Origin of the sequence: Streptomyces laurentii (genome assembly GCF_040635425.1) — a bacterium.
Lineage (GTDB): Bacteria > Actinomycetota > Actinomycetes > Streptomycetales > Streptomycetaceae > Streptomyces > Streptomyces laurentii.
Genome location: NZ_JBEYHT010000027.1, coordinates 16,344 through 40,744 on the forward strand (window position 1 = coordinate 16,344; position 24,401 = coordinate 40,744).

At 71.3% G+C, this 24,401-nt stretch carries 26 protein-coding genes; 12 read left to right on the plus strand and 14 right to left on the minus strand.

The genetic code is table 11. The features are described 5' to 3' along the window. The first annotated feature begins 88 nt into the window (after window positions 1-88). The gene (locus ABZ693_RS18500; RefSeq protein WP_359878094.1) at window positions 89-1,606 is read left to right on the plus strand and encodes a class I adenylate-forming enzyme family protein; all 1,518 of its coding nucleotides are present in this window, start codon (window positions 89-91) and stop codon (window positions 1,604-1,606) included. A 46-nt stretch (window positions 1,607-1,652) separates the two neighbouring features. Here the strand turns inward: ABZ693_RS18500 and ABZ693_RS18505 are convergent, their stop codons facing one another. From ABZ693_RS18505 to ABZ693_RS18520, 4 genes are all read right to left on the minus strand, one after another. Beyond that, window positions 1,653-2,078: a PaaI family thioesterase gene (locus ABZ693_RS18505; RefSeq protein ID WP_359878096.1), complete on the minus strand. Its 426-nt coding sequence runs from the start codon at window positions 2,076-2,078 to the stop codon at window positions 1,653-1,655. A gap of 62 nt (window positions 2,079-2,140) precedes the next feature. Next, on the minus strand, window positions 2,141-3,319 hold the full coding sequence (locus ABZ693_RS18510) for an aromatic ring-hydroxylating oxygenase subunit alpha (protein ID WP_359878099.1): 1,179 nt from the start codon (window positions 3,317-3,319) through the stop codon (window positions 2,141-2,143). Window positions 3,320-3,486: 167 nt separating this feature from the next. Beyond that, on the minus strand, window positions 3,487-4,110 hold the full coding sequence (locus ABZ693_RS18515; protein ID WP_359878102.1) for a TetR/AcrR family transcriptional regulator: 624 nt from the start codon (window positions 4,108-4,110) through the stop codon (window positions 3,487-3,489). Between the two features lie 123 nt (window positions 4,111-4,233). Further along, window positions 4,234-4,905, minus strand: coding sequence for a TetR/AcrR family transcriptional regulator C-terminal domain-containing protein (locus ABZ693_RS18520; protein ID WP_359878104.1), 672 nt, complete (start codon window positions 4,903-4,905; stop codon window positions 4,234-4,236). Between the two features lie 131 nt (window positions 4,906-5,036). On the opposite strand from ABZ693_RS18520, the gene ABZ693_RS18525 reads away from it, so the two are divergent. From ABZ693_RS18525 to ABZ693_RS18540, 4 genes are all read left to right on the plus strand, one after another. After that, window positions 5,037-5,555: a hypothetical protein gene (locus tag ABZ693_RS18525; protein ID WP_359878107.1), complete on the plus strand. Its 519-nt coding sequence runs from the start codon at window positions 5,037-5,039 to the stop codon at window positions 5,553-5,555. 111 nt (window positions 5,556-5,666) lie between these two features. Next, on the plus strand, window positions 5,667-6,416 hold the full coding sequence (gene recO / locus ABZ693_RS18530) for a DNA repair protein RecO (protein ID WP_359878109.1): 750 nt from the start codon (window positions 5,667-5,669) through the stop codon (window positions 6,414-6,416). Window positions 6,417-6,434: 18 nt separating this feature from the next. Then, window positions 6,435-7,259, plus strand: coding sequence for an isoprenyl transferase (locus ABZ693_RS18535; protein ID WP_359878243.1), 825 nt, complete (start codon window positions 6,435-6,437; stop codon window positions 7,257-7,259). Between the two features lie 2 nt (window positions 7,260-7,261). Further along, complete coding sequence (locus tag ABZ693_RS18540; protein WP_359878110.1) at window positions 7,262-7,846, plus strand: YcxB family protein; 585 nt, start codon at window positions 7,262-7,264, stop codon at window positions 7,844-7,846. Between the two features lie 175 nt (window positions 7,847-8,021). Here ABZ693_RS18540 and ABZ693_RS18545 read toward each other — a convergent pair whose 3' ends face one another. The 4 genes from ABZ693_RS18545 to ABZ693_RS18560 all read right to left on the minus strand — a co-directional run bounded on the left by ABZ693_RS18545 (window position 8,022) and on the right by ABZ693_RS18560 (window position 11,327). Next, window positions 8,022-8,435: a Fur family transcriptional regulator gene (locus ABZ693_RS18545; protein WP_359878112.1), complete on the minus strand. Its 414-nt coding sequence runs from the start codon at window positions 8,433-8,435 to the stop codon at window positions 8,022-8,024. Window positions 8,436-8,536: 101 nt separating this feature from the next. Further along, entirely contained in the window at window positions 8,537-9,430 is an 894-nt protein-coding gene (locus ABZ693_RS18550; protein ID WP_359878114.1) for a metal ABC transporter permease, read from the minus strand. A 24-nt stretch (window positions 9,431-9,454) separates the two neighbouring features. After that, the gene (locus tag ABZ693_RS18555) at window positions 9,455-10,231 is read right to left on the minus strand and encodes a metal ABC transporter ATP-binding protein (protein WP_359878117.1); all 777 of its coding nucleotides are present in this window, start codon (window positions 10,229-10,231) and stop codon (window positions 9,455-9,457) included. A 94-nt stretch (window positions 10,232-10,325) separates the two neighbouring features. Continuing rightward, complete coding sequence (locus tag ABZ693_RS18560) at window positions 10,326-11,327, minus strand: metal ABC transporter substrate-binding protein (RefSeq protein ID WP_359878119.1); 1,002 nt, start codon at window positions 11,325-11,327, stop codon at window positions 10,326-10,328. Between the two features lie 502 nt (window positions 11,328-11,829). Here ABZ693_RS18560 and ABZ693_RS18565 point away from each other — a divergent pair. Continuing rightward, the gene (locus ABZ693_RS18565) at window positions 11,830-13,212 is read left to right on the plus strand and encodes a glycine--tRNA ligase (RefSeq protein WP_359878122.1); all 1,383 of its coding nucleotides are present in this window, start codon (window positions 11,830-11,832) and stop codon (window positions 13,210-13,212) included. A gap of 91 nt (window positions 13,213-13,303) precedes the next feature. Here the strand turns inward: ABZ693_RS18565 and ABZ693_RS18570 are convergent, their stop codons facing one another. Both ABZ693_RS18570 and ABZ693_RS18575 read right to left on the minus strand, forming a co-directional pair. Further along, a complete protein-coding gene (locus ABZ693_RS18570) occupies window positions 13,304-13,894 on the minus strand; it encodes a TetR/AcrR family transcriptional regulator (protein WP_359878125.1) in 591 nt (196 codons plus the stop codon). Between the two features lie 31 nt (window positions 13,895-13,925). Then, window positions 13,926-14,945 (minus strand): aldo/keto reductase, encoded by a 1,020-nt coding sequence (locus tag ABZ693_RS18575; protein ID WP_359878128.1) that lies wholly within the window; start codon window positions 14,943-14,945, stop codon window positions 13,926-13,928. Window positions 14,946-15,205: 260 nt separating this feature from the next. On the opposite strand from ABZ693_RS18575, the gene ABZ693_RS18580 reads away from it, so the two are divergent. Beyond that, window positions 15,206-15,397 (plus strand): DUF6243 family protein, encoded by a 192-nt coding sequence (locus ABZ693_RS18580; protein ID WP_359878131.1) that lies wholly within the window; start codon window positions 15,206-15,208, stop codon window positions 15,395-15,397. A gap of 169 nt (window positions 15,398-15,566) precedes the next feature. Here ABZ693_RS18580 and ABZ693_RS18585 read toward each other — a convergent pair whose 3' ends face one another. The 3 genes from ABZ693_RS18585 to ABZ693_RS18595 all read right to left on the minus strand — a co-directional run bounded on the left by ABZ693_RS18585 (window position 15,567) and on the right by ABZ693_RS18595 (window position 19,624). Then, window positions 15,567-17,018 (minus strand): MFS transporter, encoded by a 1,452-nt coding sequence (locus ABZ693_RS18585; RefSeq protein WP_359878133.1) that lies wholly within the window; start codon window positions 17,016-17,018, stop codon window positions 15,567-15,569. Between the two features lie 68 nt (window positions 17,019-17,086). Then, window positions 17,087-18,445, minus strand: coding sequence for an MFS transporter (locus ABZ693_RS18590; RefSeq protein ID WP_359878134.1), 1,359 nt, complete (start codon window positions 18,443-18,445; stop codon window positions 17,087-17,089). 183 nt (window positions 18,446-18,628) lie between these two features. Continuing rightward, window positions 18,629-19,624: a helix-turn-helix domain-containing protein gene (locus ABZ693_RS18595; protein WP_359878137.1), complete on the minus strand. Its 996-nt coding sequence runs from the start codon at window positions 19,622-19,624 to the stop codon at window positions 18,629-18,631. A 131-nt stretch (window positions 19,625-19,755) separates the two neighbouring features. Between ABZ693_RS18595 and ABZ693_RS18600 the strand changes: the two genes are divergently transcribed. From ABZ693_RS18600 to ABZ693_RS18615, 4 genes are all read left to right on the plus strand, one after another. Continuing rightward, the gene (locus ABZ693_RS18600) at window positions 19,756-20,724 is read left to right on the plus strand and encodes a hypothetical protein (protein WP_359878139.1); all 969 of its coding nucleotides are present in this window, start codon (window positions 19,756-19,758) and stop codon (window positions 20,722-20,724) included. Between the two features lie 100 nt (window positions 20,725-20,824). Next, window positions 20,825-21,295: a hypothetical protein gene (locus ABZ693_RS18605; protein ID WP_359878141.1), complete on the plus strand. Its 471-nt coding sequence runs from the start codon at window positions 20,825-20,827 to the stop codon at window positions 21,293-21,295. Window positions 21,296-21,399: 104 nt separating this feature from the next. Then, window positions 21,400-21,858, plus strand: coding sequence for a hypothetical protein (locus tag ABZ693_RS18610; RefSeq protein ID WP_359878144.1), 459 nt, complete (start codon window positions 21,400-21,402; stop codon window positions 21,856-21,858). A 100-nt stretch (window positions 21,859-21,958) separates the two neighbouring features. After that, window positions 21,959-22,417, plus strand: a complete 459-nt coding sequence (locus ABZ693_RS18615) for a hypothetical protein (protein ID WP_359878147.1) — start codon at window positions 21,959-21,961, stop codon at window positions 22,415-22,417. Window positions 22,418-22,443: 26 nt separating this feature from the next. Here ABZ693_RS18615 and ABZ693_RS18620 read toward each other — a convergent pair whose 3' ends face one another. Further along, window positions 22,444-22,809, minus strand: coding sequence for an ArsR/SmtB family transcription factor (locus ABZ693_RS18620; RefSeq protein ID WP_359878150.1), 366 nt, complete (start codon window positions 22,807-22,809; stop codon window positions 22,444-22,446). Window positions 22,810-22,903: 94 nt separating this feature from the next. Here ABZ693_RS18620 and dusB point away from each other — a divergent pair, with 94 nt between their 5' ends. Beyond that, window positions 22,904-24,040: a tRNA dihydrouridine synthase DusB gene (gene dusB, locus ABZ693_RS18625; protein WP_359878153.1), complete on the plus strand. Its 1,137-nt coding sequence runs from the start codon at window positions 22,904-22,906 to the stop codon at window positions 24,038-24,040. The last annotated feature ends 361 nt before the right edge of the window (window positions 24,041-24,401 follow it).

Below are 24,401 nucleotides of genomic sequence, written 5' to 3' on the forward strand. Positions count from 1 at the left end.
CAGGGTATTGAACGATGATTCAATTCTCGCCACGCCGAGGAATCCTCGGCGTGGTGGCAGCCCCCACGATGATGCGGAGGACCCTGCGGTGAACCTGACGTGGATGCTGGAGGCCTCGGCCCGCGGTTGCGGCGACAAGCCGGCCCTCGTGTCCGACCTGGGGTCGATGACGTACGCCGAGCTGCTCGCCGCCTCGAAGCGGGCCGCCGCCGTGTTGCGCGAGCGCGGGGTGCGGCCGGGGGACCGGGTGGGCGTGATGACGTACAACACCCCCGCCTTCGCCGTGGCGGCGTTTGGGATCTGGCGGGCCGGGGCGGCGCTCGTACCGGTCAACCACAAACTGACCGCGCCCGAACTGGCGTACCTCGCGGGCCACGCGAAGCTGCGGGTCGCCGTCGTCGCGGACGACCTGGCCGGCCGGATGCGGGAAGGCGCCCCCGAGGCCGACGTGCTCACCACGGACGACACCGGCGGCGGGGAGTTCGACCGGCTGGTCGCCGAGGCACCCGAATGGGACGGGGTGGAGGTCGGCCCCGACGCCGTCGCGCAGGTGCTCTACACCTCCGGTACGACCGGCGCGCCCAAGGGCTGTCTGCACTCGCACCGCGGACTGTCCGCCGTGCCCGCCTACACCACGGCCGCCGCCGGACTGCGGCGCGAGGACCGGTTCCTGATGGCCATGCCGATCTGGCACGCCTCGCCCCTGAACAACTGGTTCCTGTCGATGATCTTCCTGGGCGGCACCGTCGTCCTGCTGAAGGAGTACCACCCCCTCCGCTTCCTCGAAGCCGTGCGCGCGCACCGCGTCACGGCCTTCTTCGGCGCCCCCATCGCGTACCTCGCCCCGCTGAAGACCCTGCCCACGGCAGGTGTGGACCTGTCCGGATTCGGCTTGTCGGACGTGCGGCTGTGGGCGTACGGCGGCGCGCCGCTGGGCGCCGAGACCGTACGGGCACTGGAGGCGGTGTACGGCGAGGACCGCTTCTGCCAGGTGTACGGGATGAGCGAGATGGGGCCGGTGGGCTCCGTCCTGCACCCCCACGAGCAGCTCGTCAAGGCCGGGTCGATCGGGGCGGGCGGCATGCCGGGCGTGGACATCCGCGTGGTCGGGGACGACGGCCGGGACGCCGGGGCCGGCGAGATCGGCGAGCTGTGGCTGCGGTCGGGCACCCGCATGCTGGGCTACCTCGACGATCCGGAGGCGACGGAGCGCGCCTTCGAGGGCGACTGGTACAAGTCCGGGGATCTCGCGCGGGTGGACGAGGACGGCTATCTGTTCATCGTCGGCCGGAGCAAGGACGTCGTCATCACCGGCGGGGAGAATGTCTACGCGCCCGAGGTCGAGGAGGCGATCCTGCAGCACCCGGCGATCCGGGACGCCGCCGTCGTCGGGCGGCCGCACCGGGACTGGGGCGAGACCGTCGTCGCCGTGGTGGAGGCCGAATCGGCGGTGACGGTCGAGGAGTTGCGCGACTTCCTGGCCGGCCGGCTGGCGAAGTACAAGATCCCCCGGGACCTGGTGACGGTCGCGGCGCTGCCGCGTACGCCCTCCGGGAAGGTGCAGAAGCACGTCCTGCGCGAGCGGGTGCTGACGGCCGGCCCGTGATGCGTTGTCGGCGCGCCACGGGCCGTTCCGTCGGCTGGTCCCGCGCTCAGTCCTGCTGCTTGCCCGCGCTGACGATCGTGCCCTGCGCGACGGCGACCAGGCGCTCCTCGCCCTGCTCCGAGACGACGTGGATCTCGCACTGGCAGACGGCCTGGCGGCGGGTCGTGGCGGTCGCCTTGGCGCGGGCGATGACGACCTCGCCCACCGCGGGACGTACGTAATTGATCTTGTACTCGGCGGTGAGCGCGTCGCCGCCGAGGGCGAGGCCGCCGGCGAAGGTCAGCGCGTTGTCGGCCAGGTAGCTGAGCACGCCGCCGTGGACGAAGCCGTGCTGCTGCTGGATCTCGGGCCGGTTGGCGATGCGGATCTCGGCCGAGTCGGGCCCCACGGAGGTGAGTTCGGCGCCCAGGAACACGCTGAACGGCTGGGCCTTGAAGATGCCGTGGGCGAAACCGGTGAGGTCCGTGGTCATGAGTGCCGTCCTGTCGTTCGTGGTGGGGGTGGTGGGGGCGCGGGTTCCGGTGATGGGGGGAGTCACGGGGCCGTGGGTGCGACGGGGGTCGTGGGGGCCGTGGGGGTGTCCGCGTCCGGGTCGGTGAGGCGCTCGTCGATGGTGTTCTGGAACATCGCGAGCAGTCCCTCCGCCAGCCCCAGGACGTGATGGTCGCTGCCGCCGTGGAGGAGGCTCCGCTGCACGTTCTCGGCGATGGCGAAGTCCTCCTGGTCGAAGACCGTGTCGTTGGTGAACGCGAAGCGCTTGGCGAGCGCGCTCTGCCCCTTGGATCCGGGGAAGTCGCCGTCACGGTAGAGCATTTCGTGGGTCCAGACCGTGCGATCCGGTGCCAGCGGCCAGAACGTGTTGATGGACACGTAGTCGGGATGCAGGATGAAGAAGGTGTTGGGGAAGAGCGTGTAGTACACCGAGGCGTAGTCCAGGATGCGCCACTCCTCCTCCGCCTTGAGGGTGATCTCGCCGATGTTGGTGCGTGCCGCGGACAGCCGGATGTGCGGCCCGTCCTCGTCGTGCGCGATCACGCCCTTCTTGAAGGCGAAGGCGAGGGTGTCCCGGTGCAGATACGGGACGTGGTAGCCCTCCAGGTACGTCTTGATCAGCAGCTTCCAGTTGGCTTCCTTGACCACCTTGGTCTTCTTGTACCGGACGAGGGAGGCCACGTCGAAGTTCACCAGGTCGTCGTGGAACGTCCCGAGGAAGCCGGGGATGTCGAGCTCCTCGCCGGGTGTGCGGCCCACCCATATGAGGCCGCCGGACTCCGTGGCGGGCAGCTCCACCAGGCCGTAGTCGCAGGTCTTGACGCCGGGGAAGTCATGCGACCGGGTGATGCCCTTCAGGGCGCCGTCGAGCCCGTAGACCCAGCCGTGGAAAGGGCAGATGAAGTTCTGCACGGTCCCCGACGGCTGGTCGGCGAGGCGGGCGCCGCGGTGGCGGCACTGGTTGTAGAAGGCGCGGACCCGGCCGTCCTCGCCCCGGACGACGATGTACGGAAACCGGTCCCAGTCGCTGGTGAGATACGCCCCGGGCTCGCCGAGCGCCGAGGAGTGGCCGGCGATCAGCGGGTAGTGGGAGAAGGCCGAGTCGATCTCCCGCTGGAGGAGGGCCTCGTCCGTGTACTTGGTGACCGGAATCGTGACGACCTCGTCGAGCATCTTCTCGTCGCGGCGCGTCTCGCGCAGCGCGAGAAGGCGCTTGATCATGGCTACTTGTTCACTCTGACGCATGGTGCCCCCGTCGCAGGTCAAGCTCTGAATCCACGTTCAATTCATGGTACGGAGGGGGCGGGGGCGAGGCAATGAATCGGCGGGAGTGCGCGGTGGGGAGGCCGGGAAGGCGGGGCGAGGGGGTGGGGGAGAGGGGGCGGGGCTCAGGCGGGTACGCGGCCGAGGGCGCGCAGGCAGAAGTCGCGGATCTCGTCGACCAGTTGCTCGTCCGGCACCTCCGCCCGCCGTGCGACCTCCGGCGAGAGCCGGCCGACCAGCGCCTCGGAGATGGCGCCGATGACGGCACCGGCCGCGACCGCCGGATTCTGCCGGGCGAACCGTCCGACCGCGACGCCGTCACGGATGACACCCTCGCACACCTGCGCGTACTCCCGCCGGTACAGCAGCCGTTCCCGTTCCACCACCGGTGAGACCGGCTCGAAGAGCAGGGCCCACGCCAGCCTCCGGCCGCGCAGGGCGCGCACCGTGAAGGTGTCGGCGAACGCTTCGAGCCGGGCCTCGGGGCGGGCGGGTGCGGCGTCCACCGCCGCGCGTACGGCGGCCAGTTCACGTCCGGCGGCACGCCGGAAGACCCGCGCGAGGAGCTCGTCCCTGCTTCCGAAGTACGAGTAGAGCGAGCCCGCGCTGACCCCGCAGGCCCCGGCCACCGCGGCCACCTTCGCCCCGGCGAAACCCTCGTGGGCCACCAGCTCGTGCGCGGCGCGCACGAAGGCCTCCTCCTTCGTCCGGGCGTGCCGCTCCGTGCGTTCCGTACGCCGATACACCATGGCGGGAGTCGGGCCTTTCGTGTTGCTGTCGAGGGGGTTAGGGAGGGGCGGACCGGGAGCCGTCCGGCGGTGACGTGGTGACGCGGGGCTGTGGATCCGCTCCGGGCCCGACGGGGCCTGTCCCTATACGAGTTCCTGCTCCAGGCCGTCGAGCAGGGCGCGGAGGCCGAACTCGAAGGTCCGGTCGGGGGCTGCGGCGTACTCGGCCGCGGCCTGGTTCTCCAGGCGGGTGCGCAGGCGCGGGTAGCGCAGGGCGATCTTGCGGGCCTTGGCCAGGGTCTCTTCGAGCTGCTCCTCGACGGCGGTGCGGTCCTCGCCGTGCCGGCGGGTGAGCGAGGCGGTCGCGGCGACGCCGGCCGCGTTGCCGAGGACGTACGTGAAGACGGTGGCCGCCGCCCGGTCGGCCTGGGTGCCGGTGAAGCCGGCGGCCTCGTAGACGGCCAGGCTGTGGTCGTCGTGGCGGGCCTTGCCCTCGCCGTAGACGAGGTGCGCGGCGAGGACCTGCACCAGCCAGGGGTGCCGGACGAACATCTCGTACAGGTCCGTGGCCATGGCGGAGGCCGCGGCGCGCCAGCCGGCGGTGTCCGGGTCGGGGAGCTTCAGCTCGCCCCACACCTGGTCGGTGGCGAGGAGGACGAGGTTGTCCTTGTTCTTCACGTGCCAGTAGACGGCGGTGGCGGCGGAGTCGAGCCGTTTGCCGAGGGCGCGCATGTTGAGACCTTCGAGGCCGTCGGCGTCCAGGAGTTCGACGGCGGTGCTGACGATCTGGTGGCGGGTGAGCGTGTCGCGCGGCATGGCCTCACCGTACGCAGTCGCGGCGGCTTGCACAAAGTTCAAGAAAGGGCTTGCACGGTGTTCAAGTCGTGGTCTACCGTCTTCTTCATCAGCCGCTTGAACTTAGTGCAAGTCGATCGAAGGGGAGTCCCATGAGTGCCCTCACCGCGGCCGGTCAGCTGCTCGTCGCCGCCGCCTTCGTCAGCATCCCGGTGGTCCGCCACCGCTTCGGTCCCGCCGCGAAGGCCGCCGCCGTCGCCGAGCTGCGCGGGCAGGACGTCCGCCTGGAGGTCCTGGAGGAGAACCGGCTCCGGTTCGACGCCGGGGGCCACGAGACCGCCGCTCCGGTGGCCGTCGCCGCGGTGATGGCCGTCACCGCCGCGCTGAACTTCGCCGGCGCCGACCTGGCCCAGGCGCTGACCTGGGTCTTCTCCTCTGCGGTCCTGCTGATGAACGGGGTGATCGTGTACAGCGACCTCACCGCGGTGAAGTCCGTGGAGGCCGCCTTCCGCCGCAAGGGCGACCCGGAACTCGCCCGCGTCCGGGTCGCTCCCTTCCTCCAGGCCGCCGAGTCCGCCTTCCCCCGCTGGGCGCGCGCCCAGACCTCTGCGCGCAACGCGGTGGTCTTCGGGGGCTCCGCCATAGCCCCGGCCGCCGTCTCCCCCGTCTGAGGGGTACGGGGCTCGTATCCGCGGCCCCGGTCCTGCCCCGCCCGTCCGGGGCTCCCGCGCTGCCCCCCGGCCCCGGCCGGGAGCGCCGGGCGCATGCGCGAGAATGGGCGCATGAGTCTGTTCCGCGACGACGGCATCGTGCTGCGCACCCAGAAACTGGGAGAAGCGGACCGCATCATCACCCTCCTCACCCGCGGTCACGGGCGCGTACGCGCCGTGGCGCGGGGAGTGCGGCGCACGAAGTCGAAGTTCGGGGCCCGGCTCGAACCCTTCTCCCATGTGGACGTGCAGTTCTTCGCGCGGGGCAGCGAGCTGATCGGACGCGGACTGCCGCTCTGCACCCAGAGCGAGACGATCGCGGCCTACGGCAGCGGGATCGTCACCGACTACGCCCGCTACACCGCCGGCACCGCCATGCTGGAGACGGCGGAACGGTTCACCGACCACGAGGGCGAGCCGGCCGTCCAGCAGTACCTGCTGCTCGTCGGCGGACTGCGCACCCTCGCCCGGGGGGAGCACGCCCCGCACCTCATCCTTGACGCCTTCCTGCTCCGCTCGCTCGCCGTCAACGGCTACGCGCCCAGCTTCGACGACTGCGCGCGCTGCGGACTGCCCGGCCCGAACCGTTTCTTCTCGGTCGCCGCGGGCGGAGTGATCTGCGGTGACTGCCGGGTGCCCGGAAGCGTCGTACCCTCTGCGGAGGCCGTAGGGCTGCTCAGTGCGCTGCTCACCGGCGACTGGGAGACCGCGGACGCGGCCGAGCCGCGCCACGTCAGGGAAGCGAGCGGGCTGGTGTCCGCCTACCTCCACTGGCACCTGGAGCGAGGGCTGCGCTCGCTGCGCTATGTAGAGAAGAGCTAGGAGATCCATCGCATGGCCATCGCACGACGCGGAATCCTCGGACGTCAGCGCCGGGAGTACAAGATTCCCGAGCCCCACCCGTCCGGCGCGACTCCGCCGAAGCTCCCGTCCGAGCTGGTGCCGAACCACGTCGCCGTCGTGATGGACGGCAACGGCCGCTGGGCCAAGGAACGCGGCCTGCCGCGCACCGAGGGGCACAAGGTCGGCGAGGGCGTCGTGCTCGACGTGCTCAAGGGCTGCCTGGAGATGGGCGTCAAGAACCTCTCCCTCTACGCCTTCTCCACCGAGAACTGGAAGCGCTCGCCCGAAGAGGTCCGCTTCCTCATGAACTTCAACCGCGATGTCATCCGCCGCCGCCGCGACGAGATGAACGAGCTGGGCATCCGGATCCGCTGGGTCGGCCGTATGCCGAAGATGTGGAAGTCGGTCGTCCAGGAGCTCCAGGTCGCCCAGGAGCAGACCGTCGACAACGACGCCATGACGCTCTACTTCTGCGTCAACTACGGCGGGCGCGCGGAGATCGCCGACGCGGCGAAGAAGATCGCCGAGGACGTCGCGGCTGGGAAGCTCGACCCGTCGAAGGTCAGCGAGAAGACCATCCAGAAGTACCTCTACTACCCGGACATGCCGGACGTGGACGTCTTCCTGCGCCCCAGCGGCGAGCAGCGCACCTCCAACTACCTCATCTGGCAGAGCAGTTACGCCGAGATGATCTTCCAGGACGTGCTGTGGCCGGACTTCGACCGCCGCGACCTGTGGCGCGCGTGCGTCGAGTACGCCTCGCGGGACCGTCGCTTCGGTGGCGTGGACCCGGCGGACATGGCCATTCTCGACAAGAGGTGAGCGTGTCCGAGGGGGGCCGGCTCGGCGCGCCGGGGACACGGCCCGACGCCGAGCCGGAGCCCGGGGCGGCGGGGGCGGCGCTCGAGCTGACATACCTGCCGACGCGGGCCGACGTGCTCGACGCCGTACGGGTGCAGATGCGGTACGGGTCGTTCCGGCGGGTGCGCTGGCTGATCCCGTTCTCCACCGTCATGGCGGTGTTCGGGACGCTCATGGAGTTCTTCGGTTCCGACGAGCCGGATCCGGTCCGGGTGGTCTTCCTGGTGGCGCTCGGACTGCTCACCCTGGTCCTCGGCCCGTTGCTCGCCCGGCTCTCCGCCCGGCAGATGTACGGGCTGGTCGGCCGGCAGGGCGAGTTCCGGGCGCGGGTGGACGAGAGCGGGGTCCGCTGGAGCACCCGCGAGAGCGAGACCGCCCAGCGCTGGCGGATGATGACCCGCTATCAGGAGACGGCCACGCAGTTCGTCCTGCTGACCGCCGACAAGGCGCGGGTGGGCGTCGCGGCCCTGCCCAAGCGCGGTTTCGCCGACCCGGCGGACGTCGAACGGCTCCGCACGCTCCTGGACCGGCACGCCACCCGGCTCTGACGGCACTGCCCGACGGGGCCCGGACGCGGACGCCGGTTCCGGCCCGCGTCCGCGTCCGCGTCAGGGCTCCGGCAGCCGGCAGACGAAGGCCGGTAAAACGAGGGCGGGCCCGCACCGGGACGTGATGTCCGGTGCGGGCCCGCCGTCGTGTGTCACCTCGCACGAGGCGTACGGACTACCTGGCCGCGGCGCACTCCGCGCAGGTGCCGAAGATCTCGACCGTGTGCGCGACGTTCACGAAGCCGTGCTCCGCCGCGATGGTCTCCGCCCACTGTTCCACCGCCGGGCCCTCGACCTCGACGGCCGTGCCGCACATGCGGCACACCAGATGGTGGTGATGGTCACCGGTGGAACAGCGCCGGTAGACGGTCTCGCCGTCGCTGGTGCGCAGCGCGTCGACCTCGCCGGCGTCGGCGAGGGACTGGAGCGTGCGGTAGACGGTGGTGAGGCCGACGGAGTCGCCACGATGCTTGAGCATGTCGTGCAGCTCCTGGGCGCTGCGGAACTCGTCCACCTCGCTCAGCGCGGCCGACACGGCCGCCCGCTGTCGGGTCGAGCGGCCTCGTACGGGGGGTCCTGCCGTTGCCACGGGGGCCTCCTAAATCCTGGTCTGCCCCCGCCATTCTGCCAGCCTCCCCTGTCCCGGGGGCGAGCCCGTGGCGCGCCCCGGACATCCGCCCCGCGGGTGTCTCAGACCCGCACGTCGTCCGCCGGGCGGCGGACGGCCGGGACCGCCGCGTCGCAGACCCGTGTCGCGGTCTCGGCGGCCCGGGCGCGGCGCCTGGCGAGCGGCGCGGCGAGCGCCGTGAGGGCGATGAACACACCGATCGCGAGGAGCACGATCGTCGCGCCGGGCGGCAGGTCCTGGTAGTACGAGGCGGTCGTACCGGTCAGGGTGACGCCGGTGCCGATGACGACGGCCAGCGCGAAGGTCGTACGGAAGGACCGCGCCAGCTGCTGGGCGGCGGCGACCGGGACCACCATCAGCGCGCTGACGAGCAGCAGGCCGACGACGCGCATGGCGACGGTGACGGTGACGGCGGCGGTGACCGCGATCAGCAGGTTCAGCAGCCGCACCGGCAGGCCGGTGACGCGGGCGAAGCCCTCGTCCTGGCTGACGGCGAACAGCTGGCGGCGCAGACCGACGGTGACGAGCATGACGAGCGCGGCGAGCACGGCGATCGTCACGACGTCCTCGGGTGACACCAGGGACAGCGAGCCGAAGAGGAACGAGCTGAGCTTGGCGTTGGAGCCGGTCGGGGTGAGGTTGATGAGCAGCACGCCGCCCGCCATGCCGCCGTAGAAGAGCAGCGCGAGGGCGAGGTCGCCGCGCGTCTTCCCGTACGCCCGGATCAGTTCCATGATCACCGAGCCGACGACGGCGACGAGCGTGGCCATCCAGATGGGGCTGGTGTTGAGCAGGAAGCCGAGACCGACACCGGTCATGGCGACGTGGCCGATGCCGTCACCCATCAGCGCCTGGCGGCGCTGCACGAGGTAGACGCCGACGGCGGGGGCGGTGATGCCGATGAGCAGCGCGGCGAGGAGGGAGCGCTGCATGAACGCGTCCTGGAGCATTTCCATGGGTCTGCTTCTTCTCGTCGGCCGTCAGGTCAGCAGACCTGTACGGAGCGGCTCGTCGGCCGCGTGCGGGTGGACGTGGTCGTGGCCGGGCAGCGCGTGCTGGCCGACGGCCTCGGGCGGCGGGCCGTCGTGCACGACGCAGCCGTCGCGCAGGACGACGGCGCGGTCGATCAGCGGCTCCAGCGGGCCCAGCTCGTGCAGCACGAGCAGGACGGAGGTGCCGCCGGCGACCTGCTCGCGCAGGGTGGCGGCGAGGATCTCCTGGCTGGCGAGGTCGACGCCGGCCATCGGCTCGTCCATGATCAGCAGCTCGGGCTCGGAGGCGAGCGCGCGGGCGATCAGCACCCGCTGGTGCTGGCCGCCGGAGAGCGCGGAGACGGAGTCCCCGGCGCGGTCGGCGAGGCCGACCAGGTCGATGGCCCGCTCGACGGCGGCCTTGTCGGCCTTGTTCGGCCAGCCGAACCGGCGGCGGGACAGCCGACCGGAGGTGACGACCTCGCGGATGGTGGCGGGCACGCCGCTGGAGGCGGTGGTGCGCTGCGGGACGTAACCGATCCGGGCCCAGTCGCGGAAACGCTTCTTCGGAGTGCCGAACAGGTCGATGGAACCACCGGTCAGCGTCACCTGGCCGATGAGCGCGCGGATGGTCGTGGACTTGCCGGAGCCGTTGGCGCCGAGCAGGGCGACGACCTCGCCGCGCCGGACGGTGAGGTCGACGCCGCGCAGCACGGGACGCGCGCCGAGGGTGGCGGTGGCGCCGCTGATGGTGATGACGGCCTCGCCGGTCACGGGCGTGCTCATGCGTGCCTCCTCTGCTTCTTCTTCACAGCTTCGATGTCGTGGGGCGCTCGGGTGCGGGGCGTCGCGGTCGGGGACGTCGCGCCGCGTCGCGCGGTCACCGGGCGCCGAGCGCGGTCTGCAGCGCGGCCAGGTTGGCGCGCATGACCTGGAAGTAGTCGTCGCCCTTGGACTGGTCGGTGATGCCTTCCAGCGGGTCGAGCACGTCGGTGCGCAGACCGGTGTCGCGCGCCAGGGTCTTGGCGGTCCGGTCGCTGGCGAGGGTCTCGAAGAACACAGTGGAGACCTTGTCCGCGCGCGCGATGTCCTGGAGCTGCTTGACGCGGGCGGGGGACGGGTCGGCCTCGGGGTCGACGCCGGCGACGCCCTCCTGCTCCAGTCCGTAGCGCTCGGCGAGGTAGCCGAAGGCGGAGTGGGTGGTGATGAAGGTCCGGGTGGCGGTGTTCTTCAGGCCGTCCTTGAACTCGGTGTCCAGTGCGCCGAGCTGCTTCACCAGGGTGTCGGTGTTCTTGCGGTAGTCGGCGGCGTGGGCCGGGTCGGCCTGGGCGAAGACCTTGCCGACGCCCCGGGCGACCTCGGCGTACTTCACCGGGTCGAGCCAGACGTGCGGGTCGCCGGCGCCGGTCTCGGCCGCGTGGGCGTGTCCCTCGTGGCCCGCTCCCTCGCCCGCCGCCCCCTCCGCCCCTTCCGCGCCGTGCGCGTGGCCGACCTCGGTGCCGTGCTCTTCGAGCGTGGTGAGCGTGGTGGCGTCGACGGTGTGCTCGACGCCCGCCAGCTCGATGGCGTCGTCGACGGCCGGCTGGACGCCCTTCAGATAGAGGACGACGTCGGCGTCGGTGAGCCGGCCGATCTGCCGGGGCTTGAGCTCCAGGTCGTGCGGCTCGACGCCCGGCTTGGTGAGGGACTCGACGGAGACGTGCCCGCCGCCGATCCGCTCGGCCAGGAACTGCACGGGGTAGAACGACGCGACCACATGGAGCTTGCCGTCGTTCTTACGGTCGGCCGCGTCCGAGGTCCCGCCGCAGGCGGTCAGGGTGGCGAGGCCGAGCGCGAGGGCTCCGGCGGCGGCGGTCAGTCGTATCGGCCCGGGAACGTTCATGAAAGCCATTTTCAACAAGAGTGGAAACGATTGTCAATTACCGAACGTGTGTCCAGGCGTACAGACGTGCGGTCCTTCACCCGAAAACCTGTCTGGACCTGCGCTGATTCCCTTCGGAGCCCCACTGTCGGGAGTCTCACCGTCCGAGGCTCCCCGTACGGTCCGCGCATGGCTGATCCACGCCCCCGCTGTCCTCGCCGGCCGGCCGGAGCCTCGCCCACCGGGGCTCCATGCCGCCGGCGGCCCGCGCCGCCGTGGAGGGCATCCGGCGGACGCTCGTCCGCACCCTCGTCGAGGGGAACCTCGGCCCCGCGGTCCGACCGGCGAGGTCACGCCAGAGCTCTTATCCAGGCAGACACGTACAAGTCGGGAGGCGGCCCGGTGCCCCGGCGCCGCCTTCCCCCGCTTTCCGCTCGACGACGCACAACCGATTTGAAAGAGGAGGTACGGGCGCCGGTACCCTGGGGCATTCGCACTTCGTCGTCGTAATGAAGAGAGCACCGTGGCCGCCGACAAGATCGACACCATCGTCAGCCTGAGCAAGCGCCGTGGCTTCGTCTACCCGTGCAGCGAGATCTACGGCGGTCAGCGTGCCGCCTGGGACTACGGACCGCTGGGTGTCGAGCTCAAGGAGAATCTCAAGCGCCAGTGGTGGCGTTACATGGTCACCTCGCGCGAGGACGTCGTCGGTCTCGACTCGTCGGTCATCCTGGCGACCGAGGTCTGGGAGGCGTCGGGTCACGTCGCCACCTTCACCGACCCGCTGACCGAGTGCACCTCCTGCCACAAGCGCTTCCGCGCGGACCACCTGGAGGAGGCGTACGAGGAGAAGCACGGCCGTCTCCCCGAGAACGGCCTCACCGACCTCAACTGCCCCAACTGCGGCAACAAGGGCACCTTCACCGAGCCCAAGAACTTCTCGGGTCTGCTCGCCACCCACCTCGGCCCGACCCAGGACTCCGGCTCCGTCGCGTACCTGCGTCCCGAGACGGCCCAGGGCATCTTCACCAACTTCCTCCAGGTCCAGACGACCTCGCGCAAGAAGCCCCCGTTCGGCATCGCCCAGATGGGCAAGTCCTTCCGGAACGAGATCACTCCGGGCAACTTCATCTTCCGGACCCGCGAGTTCGAGCAGATGGAGATGGAGTACTTCGTCAAGCCGGGTGAGGACGAGGAGGCGCAGGAGTACTGGATGCAGCAGCGCTGGAACTGGTACACCGGCCTCGGCATGCGCGAGGAGAACATGCGCTGGTACGAGCACCCGCAGGAGAAGCTCTCCCACTACTCCAAGCGCACCGCCGACATCGAGTACCGCTTCCAGTTCGGCGGCAGCGAGTGGGGCGAGCTCGAGGGCGTCGCCAACCGCACCGACTACGACCTGAACGCCCACTCCAAGGCGTCGGGTGCCAACCTCACGTACCTGGACCAGGAGTCCGGCGAGCGCTACACGCCGTACGTCATCGAGCCCGCCGCCGGTGTCGGCCGTGCCATGCTCGCCTTCCTGCTCGACGCGTACACCGAGGACGAGGCCCCCAACGCCAAGGGCGTCATGGAGAAGCGCGTCGTGATGCGCCTCGACCACCGCCTGGCCCCGGTCAAGGCCGCCGTCCTGCCGCTGTCCCGCAACGCGCAGCTCTCGCCGAAGGCCAAGGGCCTCGCGGCCGACCTGCGGCAGAACTGGAACATCGAGTTCGACGACGCCGGCGCCATCGGCCGCCGCTACCGCCGTCAGGACGAGATCGGCACCCCGTACTGCATCACCGTCGACTTCGACACCCTCGAGGACAACGCGGTGACCGTGCGCGAGCGCGACACCATGAAGCAGGAGCGCGTCTCCCTGGACCAGATCCAGGGCTACCTGGCCTCCCGCCTCATCGGCTGCTGATCAGCCGCATCCCGTACGGGAAAGCCCCCGGTTCCGACCAGCGGAACCGGGGGCTTTCCCGTACGCATCCGGACGAGGCGACGTGCCCGGGTCACGCCCGCAGCGCGCGCCGCACCAGCGCCACCACCGCCGCGAACGCCGCGTCGGCGTCCGGGCCGGCCCACTCGGCCGCGTGCGCCGGGTTGTGGAAACGGTCGGTGGCGTCGAAGACCGCGCGGGCCGTGGTGCGGAAGTCCGTCTCGGGGGCGGCGAACACGCCCGCGCGGTGACCGTCCGCCAGGATCCGGGCGATCTGCTCGACCAGCCGCTCCTCGTGCCGGTCGACCACCGCGCTGTTCTCGCCGATCAGCACCTTGAACGTGGCCATCAGTTCCGGGTCGCCGCCCGCCTTCGTTCGCTTGAGGTCGAACAGCGCGGTCAGCCAGCCGGTCAGCCGCTCGTCGGCCGGCCCGGAGCCCTCGACGAACGGTGCGAGCGGGACGAAGGTCCGCTCCAGCCACCGCTCCGTGACGGCCTCGCGCAGCGCCGCCTTCGTACGGAAGTGCCGGTAGACGCTGCCGTGGCTGACGCCGAGCGCCCGGGCCACGTCCACCACGGTCGCCTTCGCGGGGCCGTAGCGGCGCAGCACCTCCTCGGTGGCGGCGAGGATGCGCTCTGCGGTCAGGGTCTCGGTGACGGCCATGGTCACGACAGTACCGGGGAGTCCGGCCCGGTCAGCGCTCGCTGTCCAGGAGGGCCATCTGGCCCTCCGCGTAGCGCGCGCCGGCCGCCGCGCCCGCCGGGACGGCCGCCTCGATCGCCGCCAGATCGGCCGCGTCGAGCGGGACGTCCACGGCGCCCAGCGCCTCCGTCAGCCGCTCGCGGGTGCGCGCGCCGACCAGCGGTACGATGTCCGCGCCGTGCCGGGGTCCCTGGGCGAGCACCCAGGCGATGGCGGTCTGCGCCACCGTGACGCCCTTGGCCTCGGCGACCGCGCGCAGCCGGTCCACGAGGTCGAGGTTCCGGTCCAGGTTCGCGCCCTGGAAGCGCGGGCTCGCGCCCCGGAAGTCGCCGGGCGCCAGCTCGCGGTCGCGGGCGAAGTGGCCGCTGATCAGACCGCGCGAGAGCACCCCGTACGCCGTGATGCCGATGCCCAGTTCGCGGGCGGTGGGCAGGATCTTCTCCTCGATGCCCCGGGAGATCAGCGAGTACTCGATCTGGAGGTCGGCGATCGGGGCGACCGCCGCCGCCCGGCGCAGGGTGTCGGCGCCGACCTCGGACAGTCCGATGTGCCGGATGTGGCCGGCCTCGACCAGCTCGGCGAGGGCGCCGACGGTCTCCTCGACGGGGACGTCCGGGTCGAGCCGGGCCAGTCGGTAGATGTCGACGTGGTCGGTGCCCAGGCGCTGGAGCGAGTACGCGAGGAAGTTACGGATGGCCGCCGGGCGCCCGTCGACCCCGCCGAAGCCGCCCTCGACCGTGCGCAGGGCGCCGAACTTCACGCTGGTCAGCGCCCGTTCGCGGGCGGCGGCCGGGGCGGTGCGCAGCGCCTCGTTGATCAGCAGCTCGTTGTGGCCCATCCCGTAGAAGTCGCCGGTGTCGAGGAGGGTGACCCCGGCGTCCAGGGCGGCGTGGATGGTCGCGATCGACTCGGCGCGGTCGGCCGCGCCGTACAGCGCGGACATGCCCATGCAGCCGAGACCGAGGGCGGAGACGCGGGGGCCGGTGGTGCCGAGGGTGCGGGTGGGGAGCATGACGGTCTCCTGGGAGTCGGAATCCGGTCCGTGACGGCTGTCACTCTTCGAGAATGACATGGGGGATGACAGATTTCAATATCTGTCAGTCGGTTGACCGGGGGAGGGAGCGGGGGGCGGGAAAATCGGGTGCCGAGGGCTCGGGGCAGGGGATAGCGTCGACGGCATGTACTCCTATCTCCCGATCTACGAGTGAGCGCGTCGCGCACGCCGCGACCGACGATCGACCGAACGCCCACCTCACCGGAGGGGAGACACCCATGGCCAAGAGCCGCAACAACCTCCTCGGCGTCGGCGGACAGCGCAAGAAGCTGTCCCGCGCCGAACAGCACGGAAACGCGCAGAGCCGGGCCGCCGCAGGCCGCCAGGCCGACGAGCGGAAGCAGGAGCTGCTGAAGAAGATGCGCGAGCGTACGCGGCAGGAGACCGGCGGCCAGGAGGCCGCCGAGTAGGACTGGCACGTACGGCACGACGGCCCGGGTCACCTCGTGACCCGGGCAACCGCACCTTCGGGGCGCTCTACCGCGATCTCGACGCGGAGTCCCGGGCGGGCCTCGAACGGCTCCGGGATCTGCTGCTCGCGGAAGAGGCGGCGGCCGCGCAGGGCGATTTGAGCGCCGGTCAGCGCGGGGGAGCGTTCGCCGGCGTGGGGTGAGCCCCGTCCGCCGTCTGCAGCAGTTCGGCGGTGTGCCGCGCCGTACGCCGGGCCCAGGCGCCGCTGCTCACCGCGCCGGCGACCAGGACGCACAGGCCCCAGCCGGTGATGATCCAGTACGCCGGTTCGCTCGCCGCCAGGAACGCGTCCAGGCTCCAGCCGCCGGGCGCGTGCCGGACCGCCCCGAGCCCCGCCGCGAGCACCGCGCCCGCCACCGCGACCCCGAGTGTCTGCCCGGTCTGCCGGCTGGTCGAGGCGACCGCCGCCGCGACCCCGGCCTGGGAGCGGGGCATGCCGGAGACGGCGGTGTTGGTGATCGGGGCGTTCACCAGGCCGAAGCCGATGCCGAACACCACGTACCCCGTGAACAGCAGCGGAGTGCTGCGTTCCGCGTGGAAGGCGGCGAACATCAGCGCCCCCGCCGTCATCGCGGTGCCCGCGAGCAGCAGCGACGGGCGCGGGCCGCGCGCCCCGACCAGACGGCCGGACAGCGGCGCGAAGATCAGGCTCATCGCCGCCATCGGCAGCATGAACAGCCCCGCGTGCAGCGCCGACAGACCGCGGACGACCTGCAGATAGAGGGTGTTGAGGAAGAGGAAGCCGCCGAGCGCGGAGAAGGCGCAGACCGCGATCACGGTCGCTCCGGTGAACGGCGCGCTGTGGAAGAACCGCAGGTCGATGAGGGGTTCGCGGCGCCGCGGCTCGTAATAGAGGAGCCCGGCGAGGGCGAGCACCGAGACCCCGGCGACCGGCAGGCTGGACTCGATGATCGCGTACGTGAGGGAGGCCAGCAGCGCCGTCACCAGGATCTGGCCCACCGGGTCGGGGCGCCGGGGGTGGGGCGCGCGGGACTCGGGGACGAAGCGCAGGGTGAGCAGCAGGGCGGCGAGACCGATGGGCAGGTTGACCCAGAAGATCGCCCGCCAGCTGATCGTCTCGACGAGCAGCCCGCCGACCAGCGGGCCCATCGCCATCGAGATGCCGACGACCCCGCCCCACAGGCCGATGGCGCGGGCGCGTTCGGCCGGATCGGTGAAGGTGTTGGTGATGATGGACATGGCGACCGGGTTGAGCATCGACCCGCCGACGGCCTGCACCATCCGGAACGCGACCAGCGCGGGCAGGCTGGGCGCGAGCGAGCAGAGCAGCGACCCGAGCACGAAGACGACCAGGCCGACGGTGAAGACGCGGCGGCGGCCGATCCGGTCGGCGGTGGAGCCGGAGAGCATCAACAGCGAGGCCAGTACCAGCGCGTAGGCGTCGACGGTCCACTGCATCCCGGCGACCGAGGCCCCGAACTCGCGCCGCATCGACGGCAGCGCCACATTGAGCGCGGTGTTGTCGAGGCTGACGATCAGCAGACTCATACAGCAGATCGCGAGGACGACCAGCTTCCGACCGCGCGTGAGCTCGGGCATAGGCGGATCCTACGACTGCCGACGCCCACCCGCACGTGTGCCCGAATATCGGGCGGGCCCGCCGGCGGTCAGCGGGCGGTGGGGGAGAGACGGGGCCAGGTCGGGTGGTGCTGGTCGATGACGTAGGGGTGGGCATGGCGCAGGCCGGCGGGGGAGGGGCGGGAGCCGGCGAGGTGGGGGTGGCCGGGCGGCAGGTCGGAGTGGGTGTGTTCGAGGTACGTCGGGTCGTGCGCGGGCCACAGCGCGGTGGCCGCCAAGGTGGCGGCGAGCGCGACGGCGCCGAGGACCGCGGCGGTGACCGGCAGGCCCGCGCCCGCGGCGAGCCAGCCGGCCAGCGGGTAGGTCAGCAGCCAGCAGCCGTGGGACAGGGAGAACTGGGCGGCGAACGCGGCGGGCAGGTCCGGGTCGGCGGCCGAGCGGCGGACCACCCGCCCGCCCGGGGTGAGGACGGCCGAGCAGGCGGCGCCGATCAGCGCCCAGGCGCCCAGGACCGCCCACCAGGACCAGGTGCTCGGCGCGACGGCGGCCGGCACGGCGACGGCGGCGAGGATCACGGGCAGCGCGAAGGCGGCCGGGAGCATCACCGCCCGGTCGCCGGTCCGGCGCAGCAGACGGGGCAGGGCCAGGGCGGCGAGCATCGAGCCCGCGCCGTACGCGCCGAGGGCGAGCGAGAGGGCCCCGGCGGGCCGGTGGAAGTGGTCGCGGACCAGGACGACCGTGTTCACGAAGACGATCGAGCCGGCGGCGGCGACCGCGAGGTCCAGCGCGAGCAGGGCCCGCAGCCGCGGGGTGGCCCGGAACAGGCGGATGCCGAAGACGGCCTTCGCGTACACCCCGCCGGAACGTTCCGCCGGCGCCGGCTTCGGCAGGACCGCCGAGACCACGAGCGCGGCGGAGGCCAGGAACCCGGCCGCCGTGCCGGCGAACAGCCAGCCGGAGGAGACCAGGGTCAGCAGCCCGGCGGCGAGCGCCGGACTGAACAGGCTCTCCAGGTCGTACGCCAGCCGGGACAGCGACAGGGCCCGCGTGTAGTCGCGCTCGGCGGGCAGGACCTCGGGGATGGTGGCCTGGAAGGTCGGGGTGAAGGCGGCGGACGCGGCCTGGAGGACGAAGATCAGGACGTAGATCTGCCAGACCTGGGTGACGAACGGCAGCGCGAGCGCGGCCGTCGCGCGGGTGAGGTCCATCGCCACCATCAGCGTCCGGCGCGGGATCCGGTCGGCGAGCGCGCCCGCCAGCGGGGCGATGGCGACGAAGGCGATCATCTTGATCGCCAGCGCGGTGCCGAGCACCGCGGACGCGTCGGCCTTCGCGAGGTCGTACGCGAGCAGGCTCAGCGCCACCGTCGCCAGACCGGTGCCGGTCAGGGCCACGACCTGGGCGGTGAACAGGTGGCGGTAGGTGCGATCACGCAGTACGGACAGCATGGCCGGCTCCGTCCCGGGTCGGGCGGGTGAGACGTGGGCAGCGTGCGGGAGCGTGCGGGACGATTCCATCGTAATCAACATGTGCGTACATGCGCACGCGTTAGGGGGTGGCTGTCCGGCGTGCCCGCCGGACAGCTCGCCGCGGTGTGCGTGTCCGTGTCCGGCTCCGCGCCCGTGTCCCCGTCACGTACGGATGCGGGTGCTGCCTCCCTCCAGGAGCGCGAGGCCCAGTTCGGTGACCGTGTGCAGGGTCGCGTTGCGGTGGCGCAGGCTGGTGGCCAGGGCCGCCTCCCGCAGCGCCGTGAGGTGGCGGCTGGCGTTGGGCGCCGAGGTGCCCGCGGCGCGCGCGAGCTCGCCCGTCGTCGCGATGCCGTCCGCGAGGGCCGACAGCAGCATCGCCCGGGTCGGCCCGATCAACGCCGCGAGCGCGCGCCCGTCGGCCGGCCCGGACTCCGGAGCCGCCCAGGCGGCGTCGTGCTCGATCGGGTGGACGAGGACCGGCGGCAGCGTCGGGTCGGCGAGTGTCGTCGGGGCGTACCGGGAGAAGAACGACGGCTGGAGCAGCAGGCCGCGGCCGTCGAGGTGCAGGTCCTGGTCGACCGGGAAGTCGAGCCGGAGCACCGGGAAGTCCCAGCGCGCGGACGGATGGATCGTGCTGAGAACCGCGTCCCAGCCGCCCTCCGCGAGCACGGTCGAGCGCCGCGATCTGTCCCGGCTCACCTGGGCCCGGATGCGCTCCCAGAACGGGGCGAGCACCGTGGCGAAGTACGCGTCCGCCGCGTCGGCGATCCGGCCGATGCCCCCGGCGCCCCCCTCCGCCAGGTCCCGGCTCCAGGACGGCATGCGCCTCGCCCCGTTCTGGCGCGTGAACTCGCCCAGATCACGGTGCACTTGACGCAGCGGCGTGGCACGCAGGGCCTCGATCCGCTCGGTCAGGCCGCCGCCGACCGCAGGCGTCAGGAAGTCCACCGTGTACCCGACGGGCGGCGCGAGGGCGGTCAACAGGCGGGTGACGGGCGGGACTCGGGGCAGCGCCTCCCGCAGCCAGGGCCTGAAGAGCACCCCCGCGTCCCGTCTTCGCAGCCGGTGGAGGCTGAGCAGCAGCTCCCACATCGGATCGGGTCCGGGCGCGATCCGCACCCGGGCGAGGTCCTCCCCCGTGAAGTGGATGCGCAGCATCCTCTCAACCCCTCCCACCACGGTAATTGCGTTCCAGTGCAACAACGTTCACCGAACTCCCCCTGACCTCACAGAATCTGTCCGACCAGCACCGGATCAACGCACTCATCGACAGGACGGTGGATCGTAAAATGGCCGGGACCCGGACGAAGAACGTTTGCGGCGCGCGTGTCGCCGCGCGGGGGCTCGTACGCGCGCTGGCCACCGGAGCGGCCGCCGGAGTGGCCCTCGTCGCGACGGCCGGCTGCTCCGGGTCCGCCGGGGCGTCGTCCGCGGCCCCGGCCCCGGCGGCGAAGCGCACGATGGAACCGGCCGCGCTCACCGGGCTGCACGAACTCCTCCCCGTTACCGGTCTGTTGTTCACACCGCAGCTGCGCGGCGCCCGGGCTCAGCAGAAAGTCGCGATCGCCTGCATGGCCGAGCACGGCTACCGCTACGCCCCCGCGGCCCCGGCTTCGGACACCGGGGCGGACGGGGCTCCGGCCGAGGAGCGCCCGCAGCCGTTCGGCCTGGAGTCCTCGGCCCCGCCGCGTACCGCCGCCACGCCGTCTCCCGAGAAGCCGCCCCGGCCGGGCAGCCCGGAGAGCACCGATGCCTACGCCCGGGCCCTGTTCGGCCGGGAGAGCGCCCGGGTCAGTACGAAGGGGCTGCGGCTGGGCGTGTCCCGGCCGGGCGAGGGCTGCCTCGCCGAGGCGGAGAAGCGACTGCTCGGCGACGGCCGGATGCGCTGGCTCCAGGTGCGGATCATGCTCTTCGAGGCGCAGGAGCAGGCACGCGGCGACGTGGAGAAGGACCCCGAGTTCCGGGCGGCGACCACGCGCTGGCGGGCGTGCATGGACCGGGCCAAGGTCAAGGCCCAGGATCCTGTCGCGGTCCTGAACTCGCTGCGCTCGGCCGAGGACCGGCGGACCAGCCCGGTCGCCGCGGCGGATCTGCGCTGCAAGGCCGAGACGGGGTACCTGACCACCGCGTACCAGCGGCTCGCCGTCGCCCAACAGCACTGGCTCGACGGGCACCCGACCGTCGGCGCCGACTGGAAGAAGCTGTCGGACCGCCAGAACAAAGAGGCCGACAAGGTCCTCGGCGCGACGGCCGGCTGAGTTCTCCCGCACGCGGGGATCCACAGTCTTCCGCTCCCGGCCCCGGGAGCGGATGTCCTCCCCATGTTCTCGTACGTCCTCATACGAAAGGGAACCACTCATGTTCTCGAACCAGACCCGCCCGAAGTCCGGCCTCCGCAGGAAGGTCGCCGCCGTCGCCGGCGCGACCGCGCTCCTCGTGGGCGCCGGCGTCGCCACCGCGGCGACCGCCTCGGCCGGCCCCAACTGCGCGTCGGGCTACCACTGCGTCTTCTACAACGGGCTCGGCGAGCCCGGCGGGCACGCGTTCTACAACAGCGACCCCGACTTCACCGACAACACCTTCGACGGTATGTCGATCAACATCAACGACAACGTGTGGGCGGCCAGTAACTCCAGCAACGGTGGTTACGAGAGCCACTACTACTACGACGTCAACTACGGCGGCGGTCTCGTCTTCTGCGTGAACCCGGGCAGCGCGGTCAACTACGACCGACTGAGCGACGACGGCGTGAACGGCAACCACGTCGGTCAGCGTGACGAGGCCAGCTCCCTGCTGATGCGCCCGTCGACGACCGTCTCCTGCTTCTGACCGGACCGCGGGCGGCGCACGGAGGAGCTCCCCTCCTCCGTGCGCCCTCACGGACCGTGCCTCTCACTCACAGCACATCCGACAACCGAAAGGTAGAACACACCATGAGCACGATCGGCAAGAACGCCGGATTCCGCCGGACGCTCGCCACCATCGCCGGAGCGACCGCGCTCCTCGTGGGCGGCGGCATCGCCACCGCTTCGACCGCCTCGGCCGGCCCCAGCTGCCCCTCGGGCTACCACTGTCTCTTCGAGGGCAACCTCGGAAGCTCCGTGCACAACTACTACAACAGCGACCCCGACTTCACCAATGACACGTTCAGCAGCGGGCACGGCGTGAACGACAACTCGTGGGCGGCCAGCAACTCCAGCAGCGGCGGTTACGAGAGCCACTACTACTACGACGTCAACTACGGCGGCGGTCTCGTCTTCTGCGTCAACCCGGGCAGCTCGGTCGACTACGACCAGCTGAGCGACGACAACGTCGACGGCAACCACATCGGCAAGCGTGACGAGGCGAGCTCCCTGTTGATGCGTCCCTCGACGACCGTCTCCTGCTTCTGACCCGACATGGACGGCGCGCGGAGGAGCTTTCCCTCCTCCGCGCGCCCTCGCGGGCCGTGCCTCTCTCAGCACCGCCGACCACCGAAAGGCAGAACACTTCATGAGCACGATCGGTACGAAGTCCAGATTCCGCCGGAAGTTCGCCGCTGTCGCCGGGGCGACCGCGCTCCTCGTGGGCGGTGGCATCGCGACGGCGTCGACCGCCTCGGCCGGCCCTGTCTGCCCCTCGGGCTACCACTGCCTCTTCGAGGGCAACATCGGAGTGTCCGTGCACAACTACTACAACAGCGACCCCGACTTCACCAACGACGTGTTCACCAGTGGGCGCGGGGTGAACGACAACTCGTGGGCGGCCAGCAACTCCAGCAGCGGTGGTTACGAGAGCCACTACTACTACGACGTCAACTACGGTGGCGGTCTCGTCTTCTGCGTGAACCCGGGCAGCGTGGTCTACCCCGACCAGCTGAGCGACGACTTCGTGGACGGCAACCACGTCGGTCAGCGTGACGAGGCCAGCTCCTTGCTGATGCGTCCTTCGACGACCATCTCCTGCTTCTGACCCGGCCGAAGCACACCCGCGCGTGATCAGTCGTGCGGCGGGAGCGCGCCGATCTGGTGGTCGGCGACGTTCAGGGCCTCGTCGACGAGGCGGCGCAGATGGCCGTGCCGCAGTGCGTACACGACCCGGCGGCCGTCCTTGCGGGCGGTGACCAGGCCGGCGAGGCGGAGCTTGGCCAGATGCTGGCTGACCGAGGGGCGGGGGGCGCCGCACGCCTCGGTGAGGGTGGTCACATCCGCCTCGCCCTCGCCGAGCCGCCGCATCAGGGCCAGCCGGGTGCGGTCCGCGAGCAGGGCCAGGATCGAGACGGCGACCGTGAGCCGCTCCGCGTCGTCCCCGGCCTCTTCATGCCGCTGCGGGTGCGCGTCCGCGCCCTGCGTGCGTGAGGTCATCGGCCCATCGTAGGCGGGCGGGCTCCGGCGACGGCCTGGCCGGGGCGGATCGTACGACTCCCGCGGTGCGGGCGCGGTGCGGGACAATGGGCGGATGACCGTGTTCTCCCCCCTCGCCATCGGCCCGCACATCGTGCAGCCGCCGGTGGTGCTCGCGCCCATGGCCGGCATCACCAACGCCCCCTTCCGCACCCTCTGCCGCGATTTCAGCGGCGGCAAGGGCCTGTACGTGAGCGAGATGATCACGACGCGGGCGCTGGTCGAGCGCAACGAGAAGACGATGCAGCTGATCCGCTTCGACGCGAGCGAGAAGCCGCGCTCGATCCAGCTGTACGGGGTGGACCCGGAGACCGTCGGCAAGGCGGTCCGGATGATCGTCGACGAGGACCTGGCCGATCACATCGACCTGAACTTCGGCTGCCCGGTGCCGAAGGTGACCCGCAAGGGCGGCGGCTCGGCGCTGCCGTACAAGCGGCCGCTGCTGCGGGCGATCCTGCGCGAGGCCGTGGGCAACGCGGGCGCGCTGCCCGTGACCATGAAGATGCGCAAGGGCATCGACGACGACCACCTCACGTATCTGGACGCGGGCCGGATCGCCGTCGAGGAGGGCGTGACCGCGATCGCCCTGCACGGCCGCACCACCGCCCAGCACTACGGCGGCACGGCCGACTGGGAGGCCATCGCCCGCCTGAAGGAGCACGTGCCGGAGATCCCGGTGCTCGGCAACGGCGACATCTGGTCGGCGGACGACGCGCTGCGGATGATGCGCGAGACCGGCTGCGACGGCGTGGTCGTCGGGCGCGGCTGCCTCGGGCGGCCGTGGCTGTTCGGGGACCTGGTGGCGGCCTTCGAGGGGACCGAGGACTACGCGCGGCCGGGGCTGCGCGAGGTCGCGGACACGATGGTGCGGCACGCGCGGCTGCTCGGGGAGTGGCTGGGCGACGAGGCACGGGGTGTCATCGACTTCCGCAAGCACGTGGCCTGGTACCTCAAGGGCTTCTCCGTGGGTTCGGAGATGCGCAAGAAGCTGGCCATTACGTCGTCCCTGGACGAACTGAGCGCTCAGTTGAGCGAGCTGGACCTGGACCAGCCGTGGCCGGTCGGCGCGGACGGCCCCCGGGGTCGTACGTCCGGAAATGGGCGGGTTGTCCTTCCGGATGGCTGGCTGAAGGACCCGTACGACTGCTCCGGAGTGAGCGAAGACGCCGAGCTGGACACGTCCGGAGGGTGAGACCAAGGGCCCTTCGGGGTCTCAAAAGAGCGTTTTCAGCGAGTGATTCTCGCCACCCTTGATAGGGGTAGCGCTCAGATGAGCGGTCTTGTAGACCCTCTCCCGTTTGAAGGGTGGCACTGCGTGCCACCCTTCTTTCGTTCAAGCCTTGAACGCAAGTGCCGGATTGTGCGCTCATGTGAGCGCCTGGGTCCTGATTTGAGTCAAAAGAGCTTCGGGGACTGAAAGCGCAGGCTACCCGCCGGTAACTTTCGATGCGCTGGCGGACGGGTGGTTAAGACCGGATGACCGGTAGGCGTACCTCCCCAGAAGCCTTCGATCTGGGTATGTTCCTCGCCGTCAGGGCAGCCAACCGAGTCGT

Coding starts and splice junctions, on each gene's coding strand:
- recO (WP_359878109.1), top strand. CDS start 5,667: ATGAGTCTGTTCCGCGACGACGGCATCGTGCTGCGCACCCAGAAACTG.
- ABZ693_RS18520 (WP_359878104.1), bottom strand. CDS start 4,905: ATGCCGCGCGACACGCTCACCCGCCACCAGATCGTCAGCACCGCCGTC.
- ABZ693_RS18590 (WP_359878134.1), bottom strand. CDS start 18,445: ATGCTGTCCGTACTGCGTGATCGCACCTACCGCCACCTGTTCACCGCC.
- ABZ693_RS18610 (WP_359878144.1), top strand. CDS start 21,400: ATGAGCACGATCGGCAAGAACGCCGGATTCCGCCGGACGCTCGCCACC.
- ABZ693_RS18515 (WP_359878102.1), bottom strand. CDS start 4,110: ATGGTGTATCGGCGTACGGAACGCACGGAGCGGCACGCCCGGACGAAG.
- ABZ693_RS18510 (WP_359878099.1), bottom strand. CDS start 3,319: ATGATCAAGCGCCTTCTCGCGCTGCGCGAGACGCGCCGCGACGAGAAG.
- ABZ693_RS18555 (WP_359878117.1), bottom strand. CDS start 10,231: ATGAGCACGCCCGTGACCGGCGAGGCCGTCATCACCATCAGCGGCGCC.
- ABZ693_RS18585 (WP_359878133.1), bottom strand. CDS start 17,018: ATGCCCGAGCTCACGCGCGGTCGGAAGCTGGTCGTCCTCGCGATCTGC.
- ABZ693_RS18525 (WP_359878107.1), top strand. CDS start 5,037: ATGAGTGCCCTCACCGCGGCCGGTCAGCTGCTCGTCGCCGCCGCCTTC.
- ABZ693_RS18505 (WP_359878096.1), bottom strand. CDS start 2,078: ATGACCACGGACCTCACCGGTTTCGCCCACGGCATCTTCAAGGCCCAG.
- ABZ693_RS18600 (WP_359878139.1), top strand. CDS start 19,756: ATGGCCGGGACCCGGACGAAGAACGTTTGCGGCGCGCGTGTCGCCGCG.
- ABZ693_RS18615 (WP_359878147.1), top strand. CDS start 21,959: ATGAGCACGATCGGTACGAAGTCCAGATTCCGCCGGAAGTTCGCCGCT.
- dusB (WP_359878153.1), top strand. CDS start 22,904: ATGACCGTGTTCTCCCCCCTCGCCATCGGCCCGCACATCGTGCAGCCG.
- ABZ693_RS18550 (WP_359878114.1), bottom strand. CDS start 9,430: ATGGAAATGCTCCAGGACGCGTTCATGCAGCGCTCCCTCCTCGCCGCG.
- ABZ693_RS18605 (WP_359878141.1), top strand. CDS start 20,825: ATGTTCTCGAACCAGACCCGCCCGAAGTCCGGCCTCCGCAGGAAGGTC.
- ABZ693_RS18570 (WP_359878125.1), bottom strand. CDS start 13,894: ATGGCCGTCACCGAGACCCTGACCGCAGAGCGCATCCTCGCCGCCACC.
- ABZ693_RS18575 (WP_359878128.1), bottom strand. CDS start 14,945: ATGCTCCCCACCCGCACCCTCGGCACCACCGGCCCCCGCGTCTCCGCC.
- ABZ693_RS18595 (WP_359878137.1), bottom strand. CDS start 19,624: ATGCTGCGCATCCACTTCACGGGGGAGGACCTCGCCCGGGTGCGGATC.
- ABZ693_RS18620 (WP_359878150.1), bottom strand. CDS start 22,809: ATGACCTCACGCACGCAGGGCGCGGACGCGCACCCGCAGCGGCATGAA.
- ABZ693_RS18580 (WP_359878131.1), top strand. CDS start 15,206: ATGGCCAAGAGCCGCAACAACCTCCTCGGCGTCGGCGGACAGCGCAAG.
- ABZ693_RS18560 (WP_359878119.1), bottom strand. CDS start 11,327: ATGAACGTTCCCGGGCCGATACGACTGACCGCCGCCGCCGGAGCCCTC.